Below are 15,147 nucleotides of genomic sequence, written 5' to 3' on the forward strand. Positions count from 1 at the left end.
TAAACGCAACACCAGCGTAATGCAGAGCGAGACAACACTGAATGAAGGACTGATTTTTAAGATAAAAAACAGAAAACCTCCCCGGCTGCGCGGCCGGAGAGGCGAAGGCGATATTATTTAATCGCGGCACGCTGACCGGCGGCGGCGCGGTGGCGTTTCACCTGCTTCGAGTAAACAGCAGTAATGATTGGCACTAGTAGCGAAGTCACGATAACTGAGGTGGCGACCAGCGCCGTGGCGGCCGGCGCGACCGGTTTGAACTGCGGCACCATCTCAGCGATCAGCACCGGAGTGGCAACCGCCGCGCCCGCCGAACTGGAGGCGGCGACGCCTGCCGTGCCGTCCCCGCCGCCGATCAGGCGATCGGCGATGATCAACGGAATACCCGTGACGATAATCACCGCGACGCCCAGCATAATGCCCAGCAGGCCGGTCTGCGCAATCACCGAAAGGTCAATGGTATTGCCGAGCGCGAAGGCGAAGAACGGGATCAGCGTCTGCACCGCCTTGCCAAAGAACTCGCGCAATTCCGGATCGAGGTTGCCAAGCGCAAAGCCGACGAGGAACGGCAGCACTGCACCGACAAATACGTGCGGCTCGAACGAGGCGATGCCGGCGGTACCCAGGATCACCATGGTCATCAGCGGGCCCGACTCCAGCGACATCAGCACAAAGGCCCCCGCCTCCTCTTTGGTGCCATATTGCTGCATCAGCGAGGCGTAAAGGCCGCCATTGGTCATATCCATGGCGGCGACCAGCGCCAGCGTTGACAGCCCGGCCAGCATGCCGACCTCAAAACCGTTTTCGGGCATCACGCGCGATGCGATAGCGGCAACCACCCAGGCGACGGCGATTTTGGTTACTACCAGGGTGCCCGATTTACGCAGCACCGTACCGGTGGCGCTCAGTTTGATGGAGGCGCCCATACAGAAGAACCAGACGGCCAGGATCGGCACGGTTCCGCTCATCAGCCCATTGGTAAAGGAGCCGAGATATTTACCGCCTCCTGGCGCCAGGGTGTGGCAAAGCGCCCCCAGAAACAGAGGCACCAGCATCATGCCACCCGGAATTTTGTCGATAGCGCGTTTGATTTGCATGTTGTCTCCCACCTTAGTTAAGCAAGATGACGAATCAATCCTGCATGGCCCGCAAGGGCGATGGGCGACAACATAGCGCTATTCACTTTATGAAAAAGTGATCTTGCCTGTAATTTTTAAAACGCCGTTTCATTATTAAATGAACGGCAGTTTATTTTGTGGAAGGCGTCAACTTTTCTGCCCATAGTAGGCATTGGCGCCGTGCTTACGCAGCCAGTGTTTATCCAGCAACGCCTGCTGCATCGCCGGCAGCTCGGGCGCCAGCTGGCGGCTGAACAACGCCATATAGGCCAGCTCTTCCAGCACCACTGCGTTATGCACCGCAGCGTGCGCATCCTTGCCCCAGGCAAAGGGACCGTGGGAGTAAACCAGCGCTGCCGGCACCGCCAGCGGCGCGATATCGCGTTGACGCAGGGTTTCGATAATCACTTTGCCGGTTTCCCACTCGTAGCGTTCGGCGATCTCTTCATCGGTCATCATGCGCGTGCAGGGAACGGCACCGTAGAAATCATCAGCGTGGGTCGTGCCCCAGGCGGGGATATCGCGCCCCGCCTGCGCCCAAATGGTGGCATGGCGTGAATGGGTATGAACGATGCCGCCGACGTCGGGCCAGGCGAGATAAAGCGCCCGGTGCGTGTCGGTATCGGATGAGGGGCGCTTATCTCCCTCGACAATTTCACCGCTTTCTAACGCCACAACAACCATATCGTCACGTTTCATGCTGCTGTAGCTGACGCCGGAAGGTTTAATCACCACCAGACCACGCTCCCGGTCGATGGCGCTGACATTGCCCCAGGTGAAGGTCACCAGATTGTGTTCCGGCAGCGCCAGATTCGCTTCAAGTACCTGTTCTTTGAGTTGTTCCAGCATAATTTTCCCTTCCTGCATTCTGTGAATGCACTATTGTTAAGGGGCTGGCGCGGCAAAGGTATGGAAGCGCTGGCTGATTAGGCGGCGCGATTTTGCTGTGAAGCGATTTTTGCGCGCCTATTTAGGAATTTTTAACCTGTTGTAACTTTTGGTAGTGCCTATAATTAGTTTATGCAATTGCACCGGGGGTGATAGTTAGCACCCTTAGGTTTAGCAGGTAATTGCTGTTCCTGACGGATAAAGCAGGATCGGGAGCCGGTCGTTCTGTCGCGCAAGCGGCGCGAACAGGGATGTGAGCCGATCTAAAATAAACCGTCAGCGGACCTGATACGCAGAGTCAGCCGTCTATACTTAGAGGGTTTCCTCTGTGAGCAACAATTAAGGAGAAGTGATGATGACAAAGAATGCAAAACGCATTTCCGCTACCGTTCTGGCCGCCGTGGTCGTGATGTCGCTGTCGGGCTGTAGCAACTGGTCTAAACGCGACCGCAACACTGCTATCGGCGCTGGCGCCGGCGCCATTGGCGGCTCCGTGCTGACCAACGGCAGCGGCCTGGGCACCATTGGCGGTGCCGCAGTAGGCGGTATTATCGGTCACCAGATTGACTGATGCTTAACATATAATTATTACAGGCTACGCAGCGCATCTACTTATTATCTGACGAGGCCGCTCACTGAGCGGCCTCGTTTTTTATTACCCGCCGGCCAGCTTAACTTTAAAGCCTTTCGCCTCCAGCAACGCTTTCAGCTCATCGCGCTTGTCGCCCTGAATTTCAATCACGCCCTCTTTCGCCGCCCCGCCGCAGCCACACTTTTTCTTCAGCTCCGCTGCCAGCGTCGTCAATGCGGCATCATCCAGATCAAGCCCGGTAATCAGGCAGACGCCTTTTCCTTTACGCCCGCTGGTCTGACGTTGAATACGCACGATACCGTCGCCTTTCGGCCGTGCCGCTTTCTGCTCTGGCTGCGTGATGCGGCCGCCATCGGTAGAGTAGACCAGGGGATTGTCTTTACTCATGCGCCCTCCTTCAGGGAATCAAGAATCGCCTGCAGCGTGGCGGCCGGATCGGCGGATTGGGTGATCGGCCGTCCAATAACCATATAGTCCACGCCCGCCTGCTGCGCCTGCAACGGCGTCATGATGCGCCGCTGATCGCCCGCCTCGCTGCCTGCCGGACGAATGCCCGGCGTCACCAGCTGAAATGCCTGGCCCAGTTGCTGCTTAAACGACGCCGCCTCATGCGCCGAGCAGACTACGCCGTCAAGGCCGCACTGCTGCGTCAGCCGCGCCAGACGCGCCGCATGTTCCGCCGGCGTCGCCGTGATGCCGATATCGTGCAGGTCGGCGGCTTCCATACTGGTCAGCACGGTGACCGCAATCAACAGCGGCGCCTCTTTACCAAACGCGTTCAGTGCTTCGCGCGCGGCGGTCATCATGCGCGCTCCGCCGCTGGCATGCACATTGACCATCCAGACGCCCAGCTCGGCGGCTGCGGCCACCGCATGCGCCGCGGTATTGGGAATATCATGAAATTTCAGGTCGAGGAAAACGTCAAAACCGCGCTGATGCAGATCGCGCACGATCTGCGGTCCGAACAGCGTGAACATCTCTTTGCCCACTTTCAGTCTGCAGCTGGCGGGATCGATACGATCGACAAAGGCCAGCGCACGGTTGCGATCGGCGTAATCCAGCGCGACCAGAACAGGCGAATCAGTTCGGTTTTGAGAGTGAGACATGTCTATTCCTTCAACAATGAGGCACCGCACGGCGCAGGGGAAAACGGCATGCATTCTACCTGCGCGACGCCATGGAAAACAGCCTTAAGCTGCCTTGCGCGCCGCGATTATCGCCCTGCCGGACGATTTTTCCGCGTTGCCGGGGCGCTAATGCACAGGCAACTTTCAGTATGTTGTAACTAATTAAGAGGGCATCGGCTGCGGACATGCGGCGCGTAAATCGTGCCTTAACCAGGCAGCGGCGACAGGTACGATGCGATAAGGATCCACAGACGTATTGCGCCCCTGTGGCAGTGGACGCGAGGTTAACGGCCCGACAGCAGCGCACGCCAGGCGCGCCGCTTACTGGCCGTCAAGCCCGCGGATCGGCTTAACGGTGGACCAGGCGCGACAGGAGGGGCAATGCCAGTAGAGCGCGTGAGCGGTAAAGCCACACTTCTGGCAGCGGTAGCGTGGCTTGGTGCGGATCTGCTCACCGACCATATCGCGCAGCACCATCAGGCTCTCTTTGGCGCGCCCATCCTCCGCTTCGTGCAGATGGAAATCCATCAAACGATGGAATACGCGCATCGTCGGATGACGCTGCAGCTGGCGGTTGATATAGAGCTGCGCCACATCGCCGCCCTGCTCGCGCTCCAGAATATCGGCCAGATAAAGCTCGGCCTGCGCGCCGGTGTTCTCCTCTACGCAGCGGCGCAGGTAGTCGGCCCAGGCCTCCGGCTGCGCCAGATGCTGATAACAGCTTTCCAGCATCTCCAGCGTTTCGCTGACCAGCTCTTTATCCTGTTCGATAACGCGCTGCAGATGGCCGGTGGCCCGGGCGTAATCGCCCTTCGCCATAAAGATACGGCCCATCATGATAGAGACGCGCGCGCTCTGACGATCCGCCGCCTCCCCTTTTTTCAACAGGCCCAGCGCGCGGTCGAGATCGTCGCTGCTCATCGCCTGCAGCGCCAGTTCGCAATAAAAATGGGCGATCTCCATCTGGTGGCGGCTTTTGCCCAGCTTGACCAGCTTTTCAGCCACGTCTATCGCCTTCTGCCATTCACTGGTGGCCTGATAAATCGTCAGCAGCTGCTGCAGCGCGCTGAGGCGAAAATCGGTTTCATCGGTTAGCTGGCCGAACATCTCTTCCGCCCGGTCATACAGCCCCGCCGCCATATAGTCGCGGCCAAGCTGCTGCACCGCCAGCAGACGCTGCTCGTAGCTGAGTGAGGCGCTCTCCATCAACGACTGATGGATGCGTATCGCGCGATCCACCTCGCCGCGCGAGCGGAACAGGTTACCCAGCGTCAGGTGTGCCTCAACCGTGCCGCTGTCCTCTTTCAGCATATCGAGAAACAGATCGACCGCTTTATCTTGCTGGTTAGAGAGCAGGAAGTTAACGCCTGTCACGTAGTCGCGCGACAGGCGGTTGGCTTCCTGCTGTTTATCCTGCTGCGCACTTCTGCGCCCCATATACCAGCCATAGGCAGCGGCCACGGGCAGTAACAGAAACAGCAGTTCCAACATGGAGAGTTATTCCTTGACGACGGTCGAGGGTGACGAAGTCACGTTTTCAGTCTGAACCGTTTGTTGCTGCAGACGCTTCAGCTTGCGCTGCGCATTCGCCAGCGCCACGCGTACCCGCAGCCAGAAAAGACCGCATATCGCCCAGCCCAGTACAAATCCCGCGCCGAACAGCGAAGCCAGCAGCGTGGAGATACGGTATTCGCCCTGCGCGATCAGGAAGTTAAACGAGACCACCTGGTCATTGTGCGCGCCAAGCGTAACAGAGATGATGAATATCACCAGAACCAGTAAAAAGATCAGTAAATATTTCACGTTTCGTCCTGTAATTCGGTGTAAGCCAACGGATTATGCCAAAAATGTTATAAGGATGCTTGATCAGAAACCGGCTAAAGATAGCATGCCGGTTAATTTCCTGGCGCCACCTTCAGGTTATGGGGCCGAAAAAGCGCTTTGCAATCAGGATTTTTTCTCTTCTTCGCGCTGTGCGATCTCCTGATGCTCGTCCGGCGGAATGGTTAATGGCCCGCACAGCCGCTGCGCCAGCCAGGTCGCCAGCGTCACCAGCAGCCAGCTGATCCAGGTGGCCACCAGCAGATCGCGCGGCCAGTGCATTCCCAACAGCACCCGGCTGCCCATCACCGCCGTCGCCCACAGCATCAGCAGCGCGACGGTTTTGCGGTGGCGACGCGGCCACAGCAGGCCGACGCCCAGCAGCGCCCAGCTGGCGGCAAACATGGTGTGTCCCGACGGGAATGCGAAGCCGGTTTCAAACGCCCAGTGGCGCTTCAGCCACAGCGGAATGTGGTTATCATCCGCCACCAGCCGTTCCACCATTTGCCCGCGCGCCTGGCGATCGAGCTGATAAAAGCGGTCTCCCGGCACGCCGTGCGTCTTCTCAAGCCACAGCACGTAGGGCCGCGGCTCCTGCACCAGGGTTTTGATCCAGGATTTGGTATACTGCCCCGCCATAATCGCCGCAATCATAATCACCAACAAAAACAGCGCGGGCTTTAAACGAAAGCGCAGGCACCAGAGAAACCAGGCGCAGAGGATAGCGCTGGTCAGGATACCCCAGGGCCGCGTGACGGTTTCCGTCATCCAGAACAGGAAGCGTAGCCCCGGTCCGCTGGCGCCGGGCTGCCACTGCCAGCCGCAAAGCCATATCAACAACGGCATCACCGACAGTAACAGAGCGCCTATCGCGGTGCGTTTTGCTATCTCCAGCATGCTGCTTCCTTATCGTTAACACAAAAATGAATAGCCGGATTTAATAATAGCTTAGAAATGAATAACATAACCACCACAACGTGGATAATCGTGCGTTATCACATCAATCGTCGTGACGGATTAGCTGTAGCGCGGCGGGTTATGGCAAAATAGCAGGCATTGTTTCGGTCAAGCTGACCAATGCGCGCTGTCTTGATGATAGCGCAACCTATGACGGTTCTGGAGAGTCACATGCAGCTTAAACGGGTAGCAGAAGCTAAACTGCCCACGCCCTGGGGCGATTTCCTCATGGTGGGATTCGAAGAATTGGCGACCGGCCACGACCACGTGGCGCTGGTGTTTGGCGATATCAGCGGCAGCGAGGCGGTGCTGGCGCGCGTGCATTCCGAGTGTCTGACCGGCGACGCGCTGTTCAGCCTGCGCTGCGACTGCGGCTTCCAGCTGGAGGCGGCGCTCAACGCCATTGCGGAACAGGGGCGCGGCGTTCTGCTCTATCACCGTCAGGAAGGCCGCAATATCGGTCTGCTAAATAAGATCCGCGCCTATGCCCTGCAGGATAAAGGCTACGATACGGTGGAAGCTAACCATCAGCTCGGTTTCGCCGCGGACGAGCGCGATTTCACGCTCTGCGCCGATATGTTTAAGCTGCTGGGCGTGGATGAGGTACGTCTGCTGACCAATAACCCGCGCAAGGTCGAGATCCTCAGCGAGGCGGGTATCAATATCGTGGAGCGCGTGCCGCTGATCGTCGGGCGCAATCCTGAAAACGCGCACTATCTCGATACCAAAGCGGAAAAGATGGGGCATCTGCTGCCCAAAGCGTAATACAGAAGAAACCGGGCTAAGCCCGGCTTTTTTTCGCGTGATGGGTGGGTCAGTTCAGCATGTTGCGAATGACATAGTGCAGAATGCCGTCGTGCTGATAGTAGGTCAGCTCGTTGCCGGTATCGATGCGGCAACGCGTCTCCAGCACCTCCTGACGGCCGTCCGGACGCGTTAGCGTTACCTTCACCGTGCCGCCCGGCTTCAGATCCGCCAGGTTCTCAACGTCAATCCGCTCATCGCCGGTGAGCTGCAGCGTTTTGCGGGTAACGCCCTGCGGGAACTCCAGCGGCAGGATGCCCATCCCAATCAGGTTGGAGCGGTGAATACGCTCAAAAGATTCGCAGATTACCACGCGCACGCCCAGCAGCCGCGGGCCTTTCGCCGCCCAGTCGCGGCTTGAGCCGGAGCCATACTCTTTACCGGCGATCACCGCCAGCGGCACCCCCTGCTGCTGCCAGATCATTGCGGCATCATAAATTGACAGCGGTTCGCCCTCCGGCCCGACGCGCGTCATGCCCCCTTCCACGCCCGGCACCATCTCATTGCGGATGCGGATATTGGCGAAGGTGCCGCGCATCATCACTTCGTGGTTGCCGCGGCGCGAACCGTAGGAGTTAAAATCGCCCCGCTCCACGCCGCGCTCCAGCAGATAACGCCCGGCCGGGCTTTCCGCCTTGATGCTTCCTGCCGGCGAAATATGGTCGGTGGTGACGGAATCACCCAGCATCGCCAGGATGCGCGCGCCTTTAATATCTTCTACCGGACGCGGCGTTTTCTCCATATCGTCGAAGAATGGCGACAGGCGAATATAGGTCGAGCCTTCATCCCAGTCATAGGTCGCCGCTTCGCTCACGCTGATCTGCTGCCATTCCGGCGTGCCGTCGAACACCTCGGCGTACTCTTTATTAAACATATCGCTGGAGACCTGCTGCACTGCTGCAGTGATCTCATCCGGCGTCGGCCAGATATCGCGCAGGTAAACCGGTTTGCCGGTCTGATCTTCGCCAAGAGGATCGTCCTGCAGGTTGATGTTCATATTGCCCGCCAGCGCATAGGCGACCACCAGCGGCGGCGAAGCGAGCCAGTTGGTTTTAATTAACGGATGAATGCGCCCTTCGAAGTTGCGGTTGCCCGACAGCACCGCGCCTACCGTCAGGTCGCCCTCTTTAATCGCGCTTTCGATATTTTCCGGCAGCGGGCCGGAGTTGCCGATGCAGGTGGCGCAGCCGTAGCCCACCAGATTAAAACCGAGCTTATCGAGATAAGGCGTCAGACGTGCCGTCGCCAGATAGTCGGAGACCACTTTCGATCCTGGCGCCAGCGAGGCCTTCACCCAGGGCTTGCGCTGCAGTCCCAGCGTCACCGCTTTCTTCGCCAGCAGCCCGGCGGCCATCAGCACGCTGGGATTGGAGGTATTGGTACAGGAGGTGATGGCGGCGATCGCTACCGCGCCGTCGTTCAGCTCATAGTGGTTTTCGCCGTCGCGGTAGGTGACCGGATGGTGCGCTTTCTGCGCATGGTTCAGCTCCAGCTCATTGCTCTGCTGAAACGCCTTCGGCACCGCGCCAAGCGATACGCGGTCCTGCGGCCGTTTCGGGCCAGCGAGGCTCGCCTCAACCTCATTCATATCCAGCGCCAGCGTGCTGGTAAAGACCGGCTCTTCCCCCGGCTCGCGCCACATCCCCTGCGCTTTAGCGTAAGCTTCCACCAGCGCCACCTGTTCCGTGCTGCGGCCGGTGAGCTTCATGTAGCCCAACGTTACGCTATCGATAGGGAAAAAGCCGCAGGTGGCGCCATATTCCGGCGCCATATTAGCGATGGTGGCGCGATCCGCCAGCGGCAGATCGTCCAGGCCGTCGCCGTAAAACTCGACAAACTTGCCGACCACGCCATGCTTGCGCAGCATCTGCGTGACGGTCAGCACCAGGTCGGTAGCGGTGATGCCCGGACGCAGCTTGCCGGTCAGCTTAAAACCCACCACATCCGGGATCAGCATTGAAACCGGCTGGCCCAGCATCGCCGCCTCCGCTTCAATTCCGCCTACGCCCCACCCCAGCACGCCGAGGCCATTAATCATCGTGGTATGGGAGTCGGTGCCGACCAGCGTATCAGGGTAAGCAATCTGCTTGCCGTCCTGCTCTTCATGCCAAATCGCCTTACCCAGATACTCCAGGTTGACCTGATGGCAGATGCCGGTGCCGGGCGGCACCACGCGGAATTTATCGAACGCTTTTTGCCCCCAGCGCAGGAATACGTAGCGCTCATGGTTGCGCTCCATCTCAAGGCGCACGTTTTCGCCGAAGGCGTCATCATCACCGAAGCGGTCGACCGTGACGGAGTGGTCAATCACCAGATCGACTGGCGACAGCGGATTAACACGCGCCACCTCGCCGCCGAGACGCTTAACCGCTTCGCGCATCGCCGCTAAATCGACCACTGCCGGTACGCCGGTAAAATCCTGCATCAGCACGCGCGCGGGACGGTAGGCGATTTCACGATCGGCATGGGCGCTTTTCTGCCAGTCGGCCAGCGCCTGGATATCGTCAGCGGTAACGGAGCTGTCATCCTGCCAGCGCAGCAGGTTTTCCAGCAGAACTTTCAGGGACTTCGGTAAGCGGGAGAGATCGCCCAGCTGCTGAGCGGCACGCGGAAGGCTAAAGTAATGGTAGCGTTGGCCATTTACCTCCAGCGTGTCCTGACTCTTATCTCGCAGGGATAACGACATAGCTCCTCCTTTTTATAATGATCTTAATAACCCGAGGGATGACAAGGTCTGTGTTAAAGATAGTACAAACTCACGTTAACGATTTGATAACAACACAAATTGACACATCAGGCAGGAAAAGCGCGGGGCGGGAAATGCAAAGCGCCCCGCTGTAAACAGACGGGGCGCCGAATCGAAAATCGCGGTGAGAGAGGTTATTGCATGAGCAGCCAGACGGCCGTCATCCACACCAACAGTGAATAGGCAGAAGCGCTAAAAAACGAAAACATTGAAATATTCATTAGACACCCTCTCAGGTCGATTCCCGACCAATAAAGACTGGAACACCGAATCTATTTAACACCGTAAATAGATTCTACCGAATGCTGTGATTGGTTAAATTTATCAGGCGGTGAAAACGCCTCGATCGCGCCTGCGATCAACAGGAAGGAAAAAATGAATAGTTATTTTTGATTGCTGTGCTAATGCGAATAATTATGATTTATTTATTTTTGTTATCGAGCATTAATTCAATAAAGCTGCGCTGAGCGTGGTTAAGGTTCCATTCTTCCGGAATCGTCACTTTTTCCTGCGCTTTGGGCGTGCAGCTGGCCGTTTTTAATTTGCGAACCGGCTGCGTTTTGATACGCACTGCTTGTTCCCACATAGTTAACTCCACATCTGCCAAACCAGTAAGGCGACAACTACCCAAAACAGGCCAGAAGCAACAAAGACTGCAAGCCATGCTTTACGACGTACGCTCATGCCGCTGCGGGCTGCGTTGGTGGAGTTGTCCTGTACGCCAGGTTGTACTGATATTCTCATAGCCATAGTTTTTGATAATCACTCTCAGTAAAACGATTGTTAACACCAATCAGCTTTTAGGAGAAATCCTAAACATTTTAAGACCAAAAATCCAGCTATTTTTCTTGCATTCAACGATTAGTACTATTTATCGTTGTTATAACTTCCTATCAGCAAAACTTAACTAACCCACCCCTATTTAATCTTTCCTTAAGCCAAATAACGTGATGAAAAAAGCTAACCGGTCCAATTAATAACTGATAAAACATTTCCGAACTGCCTGCCGCCTGCGCTTGCGGTTCGGTTTAACTTGAGTATGAGAATAGTCCTGGCAGTGTGCAAAAGCGCCCGTACAAAAATGTGTACTGTTTCGCATTTAATTAATAACAATAAAAAAACATGTGATGAATGTTTCATTTACAGAAAAATGATCGTAAAGATTCTGAAATCTGTGCAATCGGTTGGTATTAAAGGCAAAAGGTCGCCGAAGCGACCTTATTACCTTTTAATTGCTGGGGTTTTATTATTTATAGGGCAGGCGAATATCTTTAAACATCGCTTCAATATCGTCATTAGAGCGCAGCGCCACGGCGGTATCGACCACATCGCGCGTCAGATGCGGCGCAAAGCGTTGGATGAAGTCATACATATAGCTGCGTAAGAAGGTGCTGCGCCGGAAGCCGATTTTCGTCGTGCTGTTAGTGAAGATATCGGCCGCTTCGATACGCACCAGATCGGGATCGGAAACCGGGTCGACCGCCATGCTGGCGATGACCCCAACGCCCAGCCCCAGTCGCACATAGGTTTTGATAACGTCGGCATCGGTGGCGGTAAAGACAATACGCGGCGACAGCCCTGCCCGGTTAAAAGCGGTATCCAGCTCCGAACGGCCGGTAAAGCCAAAGGTGTAGGTCACCAGCGGATACTCCGCCAGCTCTTCAATGGTAACGTCGCTTTTTCCCGCCAGCGGATGATCGGGCGTAACCACAATCGCCCGGTTCCAGTGGTAGCAAGGCAGCATAATCAGATCGTCATAGAGATGCAGCGCTTCGGTGGCGATGGCGAAATCGGCGTTGCCTTTTGATACGGCCTCGGCGATCTGCGTCGGCGAGCCCTGATGCATATGCAGCGAGACGCGCGGATAGCGCTCGATAAACCCTTTAATCACCCCCGGTAAAGCATAACGCGCCTGGGTATGGGTGGTGGCGACATACAGCGACCCTTTATCCGGCCAGGTGTGTTCGCCGGCGACGGATTTAATCGCATCCACTTTCGACAACACTTCACGCGCGATACGGATAATCTCCTCACCGGCTGGCGTAACCTGAGTCAGATGTTTGCCGCTGCGGGCAAAAATCTGGATGCCCAGCTCATCTTCCAGCATCCTCACCTGTTTGCTGATGCCAGGCTGCGAGGTATAAAGCCCTTCGGCGGTAGAGGAGACGTTCAGATTGTGATTAACCACTTCCACGATGTAACGCAGCTGCTGCAATTTCATAGTTATTCATCCCGAGATAACGCCACGCGCTGAACCCGCGCGCAATCAGGGGAAACGCCTTTCAGGAAAGGCGCCGCGGACGGGTATAGCACCAGGAAAATTCAGAAGGTAATGCTATAACAACTATAACATTTTCAGGTCTGATGTATAGCTTTTAGCTATAAGGCAGGCAAAGAAAAGGCCAGTCAATGACTGGCCTTGTGAAGCGAGACGCTTATTTTTCCGTGACGCGCCATGCGCCATCAACGTAGAAGGCGGACCAGCCGGTGGCTTTGCCATCTTTCTCCGAGCTGACATACTGCTGCTTAGTCTTACGGCTGAAGCGCACCAGTGTCTTATTACCCTGATCGTCGGTGGCCGGCGCATCAGCTAAATAGCGCAGCTTTTCCGGCAGGCGATCGCGGAAACGCTGCAGCTCTTCCACCAGCGGCGCACGGGTTTCGCGCGATTTCGGGAAGGTGTTGGCGGCCAGGAACACCCCGGCGGCGCCGTCGCGCAGCACAAAATAGGCATCCGATTTTTCGCACTGCAGTTCCGGCAGCGGCACCGGATCTTCCTTCGGCGGCGCCACTTCGCCGTTACGCAGAATTTTGCGTGTGTTTTTGCACTCGTCGTTGGTACAGGCCATATATTTACCGAAACGCCCCATTTTCAGGTGCATTTCAGCGCCGCACTTCTCGCACTCAACGATCGGGCCGTCATAGCCTTTGATGCGGAATTCGCCCTGTTCGATCTCATAGCCGTCGCAGCCTGGGTTATTGCCACAGACGTGCAGCTTGCGCTGGTTGTCGATCAGGTAGCTGTCCATCGCCGTGCCGCACTTCTGGCAGCGGCGGCGCGCGCGCAGCGCGTTGGTTTCCGCATCATCCCCTTCCAGAATATTGAGAACTTCATTTTCCGGGATCAGGTTTATGGTCTGCTTGCAGCGTTCTTTCGGCGGCAGCGCATAGCCGGAACAGCCGAGGAAGACCCCGGTGCTGGCGGTGCGGATGCCCATTTTGCGGCCGCAGGTCGGGCAGTCGATGGTGGTCAGCACCATCGGGTTCGGCTGCATGCCGCCCTCTTCCGGATCTTTCTCCGCCTGCTCCAGCTGCTTGCTGAAATCGGCGAAGAAGTGGTCCAGCACACCCTTCCATTCGGCCTGATCGTTAGCCACCTGATCGAGACTGTCTTCCATGTGCGCGGTGAAGTCATAATTCATCAGCTCGCGGAAGTTCTCTTCCAGACGGTCGGTAACGATCTCGCCCATCTTCTCCGCATAGAAACGGCGGCTTTCTACCCGCACGTAACCACGATCCTGGATGGTGGAGATAATCGACGCATAGGTCGACGGCCGGCCGATGCCGCGTTTTTCCAGTTCGCGCACCAGCGATGCTTCGCTAAAGCGCGCTGGCGGCTTAGTAAAGTGCTGGCTTGGGTTAAGCTGCTGCAGGCTCAACTCGTCGCCAATGTTGATCGCCGGCAGGATGCGGTCTTCATCGCCTTTGCGCAGCGCGGGCATCACTTTCGTCCAGCCGTCGAAGCGCAGAATGCGCCCTTTCGCTTTCAGCTTAAAGTCGCCCGCCGCCACGGTCAGCGTGGTGGAATCGTACTGCGCCGGCATCATCTGACAGGCGACGAACTGACGCCAGATCAGCTGATAAAGCTTCTGCGCATCCGCTTCCATATCCTTCAGCTGTTCAGCCTGAATTGTCACGTCGGACGGACGGATCGCTTCGTGCGCTTCCTGCGAATTCTCTTTGCTGGCGTAGGCGTTGGCGGTTTTCGGCAGATATTTTTCGCCGAAATTGCTTTCGATATAGCCGCGCGCCATCGCTACCGCATCCTGGCTCAGGTTGGTGGAGTCGGTACGCATATAGGTGATATGCCCCGCCTCATACAGCCGCTGCGCCAGCGCCATGGTGCGTTTGACGCCGAAACCGAGACGGGTGCTGGCCGCCTGCTGCAGCGTGGATGTGATAAAAGGCGCGCCCGGCTTGCTGCTGGTCGGCCGGTCTTCACGATCTTCCACCTGAAAACGGGCTTTTTCCAGCAGGCTGACCGCCGCCTGCGTCTGCTCTTTATTGACCGGCCGGAAAGGCTTGTCGCCCTGATGGGTCACCTGCATCGGCAGATCGCTGCCTTTCGGCGTAGTGAGATCGGCGCTCAGCTCCCAGTACTCTTCCGGCACGAAAGCTTTGATTTCGCGTTCGCGCTCGACCACCAGCCTTACCGCCACCGACTGCACGCGCCCTGCGGAAAGGCCGCGAGCGATCTTTTTCCACAGCAGCGGGGAGACCATATAGCCCACCACGCGATCCATAAAGCGGCGGGCCTGCTGCGCGTTAACACGCTCGATATTCAGTTCGCCCGGCTTTTCAAACGCCTGACGAATCGCATTTTTGGTGATTTCGTTAAACACCACGCGGCTAAAGCGTTTGTCATCGCCGCCGATCACTTCCCGCAGGTGCCAGGCGATGGCTTCCCCTTCGCGGTCAAGGTCGGTGGCGAGATAGATGTGGTCGGCGTCCTGCGCCAGCGCTTTCAGCTCAGAAACGACTTTCTCTTTACCGGGCAAAATTTGATAGTCCGCTTTCCAGCCATGCCAGGGATCGACGCCCATACGGCTAACCAGCGCCGTCTTTTCATCTTTCTTGCCTTTTTTGGCTGGTTTAGCGTCAGCGCTCTTTTTCACCGTCGAGCCACTGGTCGGCAAATCACGTATATGACCGACGCTGGACTTCACAACGTAGTCTTTACCGAGATATTTATTAATCGTTTTGGCCTTTGCCGGGGACTCGACTATTACGAGAGCTTTACCCATATTTACCTTTACCTGATGAATACGTCCGAATGTAATGATGGCGTTTTCCAGCGTTGCCAGTCAGCGTGTC

At 56.9% G+C, this 15,147-nt stretch carries 14 protein-coding genes; 2 read left to right on the forward strand and 12 right to left on the reverse strand.

The genetic code is table 11. From position 1 onward, the window contains the following. Positions 1-113: 113 nt before the first annotated feature. Together kdgT and araD are read right to left on the reverse strand one after the other, a co-directional pair. Positions 114-1,097 (reverse strand): 2-keto-3-deoxygluconate transporter, encoded by a 984-nt coding sequence (gene kdgT, locus C2E15_RS11220; RefSeq protein ID WP_104957441.1) that lies wholly within the window; start codon positions 1,095-1,097, stop codon positions 114-116. Between the two features lie 168 nt (positions 1,098-1,265). Next, complete coding sequence (gene araD / locus C2E15_RS11225; protein ID WP_104957442.1) at positions 1,266-1,967, reverse strand: L-ribulose-5-phosphate 4-epimerase; 702 nt, start codon at positions 1,965-1,967, stop codon at positions 1,266-1,268. A 391-nt stretch (positions 1,968-2,358) separates the two neighbouring features. On the opposite strand from araD, the gene osmB reads away from it, so the two are divergent. After that, positions 2,359-2,577: an osmotically-inducible lipoprotein OsmB gene (osmB, locus tag C2E15_RS11230; RefSeq protein WP_167391861.1), complete on the forward strand. Its 219-nt coding sequence runs from the start codon at positions 2,359-2,361 to the stop codon at positions 2,575-2,577. A gap of 84 nt (positions 2,578-2,661) precedes the next feature. Here osmB and yciH read toward each other — a convergent pair whose 3' ends face one another. From yciH to pgpB, 5 genes are all read right to left on the reverse strand, one after another. Beyond that, positions 2,662-2,985: a stress response translation initiation inhibitor YciH gene (gene yciH, locus C2E15_RS11235; protein ID WP_104957443.1), complete on the reverse strand. Its 324-nt coding sequence runs from the start codon at positions 2,983-2,985 to the stop codon at positions 2,662-2,664. Further along, positions 2,982-3,704: an orotidine-5'-phosphate decarboxylase gene (gene pyrF / locus C2E15_RS11240; protein ID WP_104957444.1), complete on the reverse strand. Its 723-nt coding sequence runs from the start codon at positions 3,702-3,704 to the stop codon at positions 2,982-2,984. Before pyrF ends, yciH begins: the two co-directional genes overlap by 4 nt. A gap of 342 nt (positions 3,705-4,046) precedes the next feature. Next, on the reverse strand, positions 4,047-5,216 hold the full coding sequence (gene lapB, locus C2E15_RS11245; protein ID WP_104957445.1) for a lipopolysaccharide assembly protein LapB: 1,170 nt from the start codon (positions 5,214-5,216) through the stop codon (positions 4,047-4,049). Positions 5,217-5,222: 6 nt separating this feature from the next. Next, positions 5,223-5,528, reverse strand: a complete 306-nt coding sequence (locus C2E15_RS11250; protein ID WP_104957446.1) for a LapA family protein — start codon at positions 5,526-5,528, stop codon at positions 5,223-5,225. A 144-nt stretch (positions 5,529-5,672) separates the two neighbouring features. Then, entirely contained in the window at positions 5,673-6,443 is a 771-nt protein-coding gene (gene pgpB / locus C2E15_RS11255) for a phosphatidylglycerophosphatase B (protein ID WP_104957447.1), read from the reverse strand. 231 nt (positions 6,444-6,674) lie between these two features. Here pgpB and ribA point away from each other — a divergent pair, with 231 nt between their 5' ends. Next, positions 6,675-7,268 (forward strand): GTP cyclohydrolase II, encoded by a 594-nt coding sequence (gene ribA / locus C2E15_RS11260; RefSeq protein WP_104957448.1) that lies wholly within the window; start codon positions 6,675-6,677, stop codon positions 7,266-7,268. A 49-nt stretch (positions 7,269-7,317) separates the two neighbouring features. Here ribA and acnA read toward each other — a convergent pair whose 3' ends face one another. From acnA to topA, 5 genes are all read right to left on the reverse strand, one after another. Then, entirely contained in the window at positions 7,318-9,993 is a 2,676-nt protein-coding gene (gene acnA, locus C2E15_RS11265) for an aconitate hydratase AcnA (RefSeq protein WP_104957449.1), read from the reverse strand. 481 nt (positions 9,994-10,474) lie between these two features. Further along, the gene (locus C2E15_RS21690) at positions 10,475-10,639 is read right to left on the reverse strand and encodes a hypothetical protein (RefSeq protein ID WP_167391862.1); all 165 of its coding nucleotides are present in this window, start codon (positions 10,637-10,639) and stop codon (positions 10,475-10,477) included. Positions 10,640-10,641: 2 nt separating this feature from the next. Further along, positions 10,642-10,803, reverse strand: a complete 162-nt coding sequence (locus C2E15_RS11270) for a YmiA family putative membrane protein (RefSeq protein WP_104957450.1) — start codon at positions 10,801-10,803, stop codon at positions 10,642-10,644. A gap of 496 nt (positions 10,804-11,299) precedes the next feature. Then, complete coding sequence (cysB, locus tag C2E15_RS11275) at positions 11,300-12,274, reverse strand: HTH-type transcriptional regulator CysB (protein ID WP_104957451.1); 975 nt, start codon at positions 12,272-12,274, stop codon at positions 11,300-11,302. Positions 12,275-12,488: 214 nt separating this feature from the next. Beyond that, the gene (gene topA, locus C2E15_RS11280; RefSeq protein WP_104957452.1) at positions 12,489-15,077 is read right to left on the reverse strand and encodes a type I DNA topoisomerase; all 2,589 of its coding nucleotides are present in this window, start codon (positions 15,075-15,077) and stop codon (positions 12,489-12,491) included. Positions 15,078-15,147 lie beyond the last annotated feature (70 nt).

Source organism: Mixta gaviniae, from assembly GCF_002953195.1.
Classification (GTDB): domain Bacteria; phylum Pseudomonadota; class Gammaproteobacteria; order Enterobacterales; family Enterobacteriaceae; genus Mixta; species Mixta gaviniae.

What these genes read in the sequence shown, in the direction of transcription:
- kdgT (WP_104957441.1), bottom strand. Translation starts at nt 1,097, where the DNA reads ATGCAAATCAAACGCGCTATCGACAAAATTCCGGGTGGCATGATGCTG.
- araD (WP_104957442.1), bottom strand. Translation starts at nt 1,967, where the DNA reads ATGCTGGAACAACTCAAAGAACAGGTACTTGAAGCGAATCTGGCGCTG.
- osmB (WP_167391861.1), top strand. Translation starts at nt 2,359, where the DNA reads ATGATGACAAAGAATGCAAAACGCATTTCCGCTACCGTTCTGGCCGCC.
- yciH (WP_104957443.1), bottom strand. Translation starts at nt 2,985, where the DNA reads ATGAGTAAAGACAATCCCCTGGTCTACTCTACCGATGGCGGCCGCATC.
- pyrF (WP_104957444.1), bottom strand. Translation starts at nt 3,704, where the DNA reads ATGTCTCACTCTCAAAACCGAACTGATTCGCCTGTTCTGGTCGCGCTG.
- lapB (WP_104957445.1), bottom strand. Translation starts at nt 5,216, where the DNA reads ATGTTGGAACTGCTGTTTCTGTTACTGCCCGTGGCCGCTGCCTATGGC.
- pgpB (WP_104957447.1), bottom strand. Translation starts at nt 6,443, where the DNA reads ATGCTGGAGATAGCAAAACGCACCGCGATAGGCGCTCTGTTACTGTCG.
- ribA (WP_104957448.1), top strand. Translation starts at nt 6,675, where the DNA reads ATGCAGCTTAAACGGGTAGCAGAAGCTAAACTGCCCACGCCCTGGGGC.
- acnA (WP_104957449.1), bottom strand. Translation starts at nt 9,993, where the DNA reads ATGTCGTTATCCCTGCGAGATAAGAGTCAGGACACGCTGGAGGTAAAT.
- C2E15_RS21690 (WP_167391862.1), bottom strand. Translation starts at nt 10,639, where the DNA reads ATGTGGGAACAAGCAGTGCGTATCAAAACGCAGCCGGTTCGCAAATTA.
- C2E15_RS11270 (WP_104957450.1), bottom strand. Translation starts at nt 10,803, where the DNA reads ATGGCTATGAGAATATCAGTACAACCTGGCGTACAGGACAACTCCACC.
- cysB (WP_104957451.1), bottom strand. Translation starts at nt 12,274, where the DNA reads ATGAAATTGCAGCAGCTGCGTTACATCGTGGAAGTGGTTAATCACAAT.
- topA (WP_104957452.1), bottom strand. Translation starts at nt 15,077, where the DNA reads ATGGGTAAAGCTCTCGTAATAGTCGAGTCCCCGGCAAAGGCCAAAACG.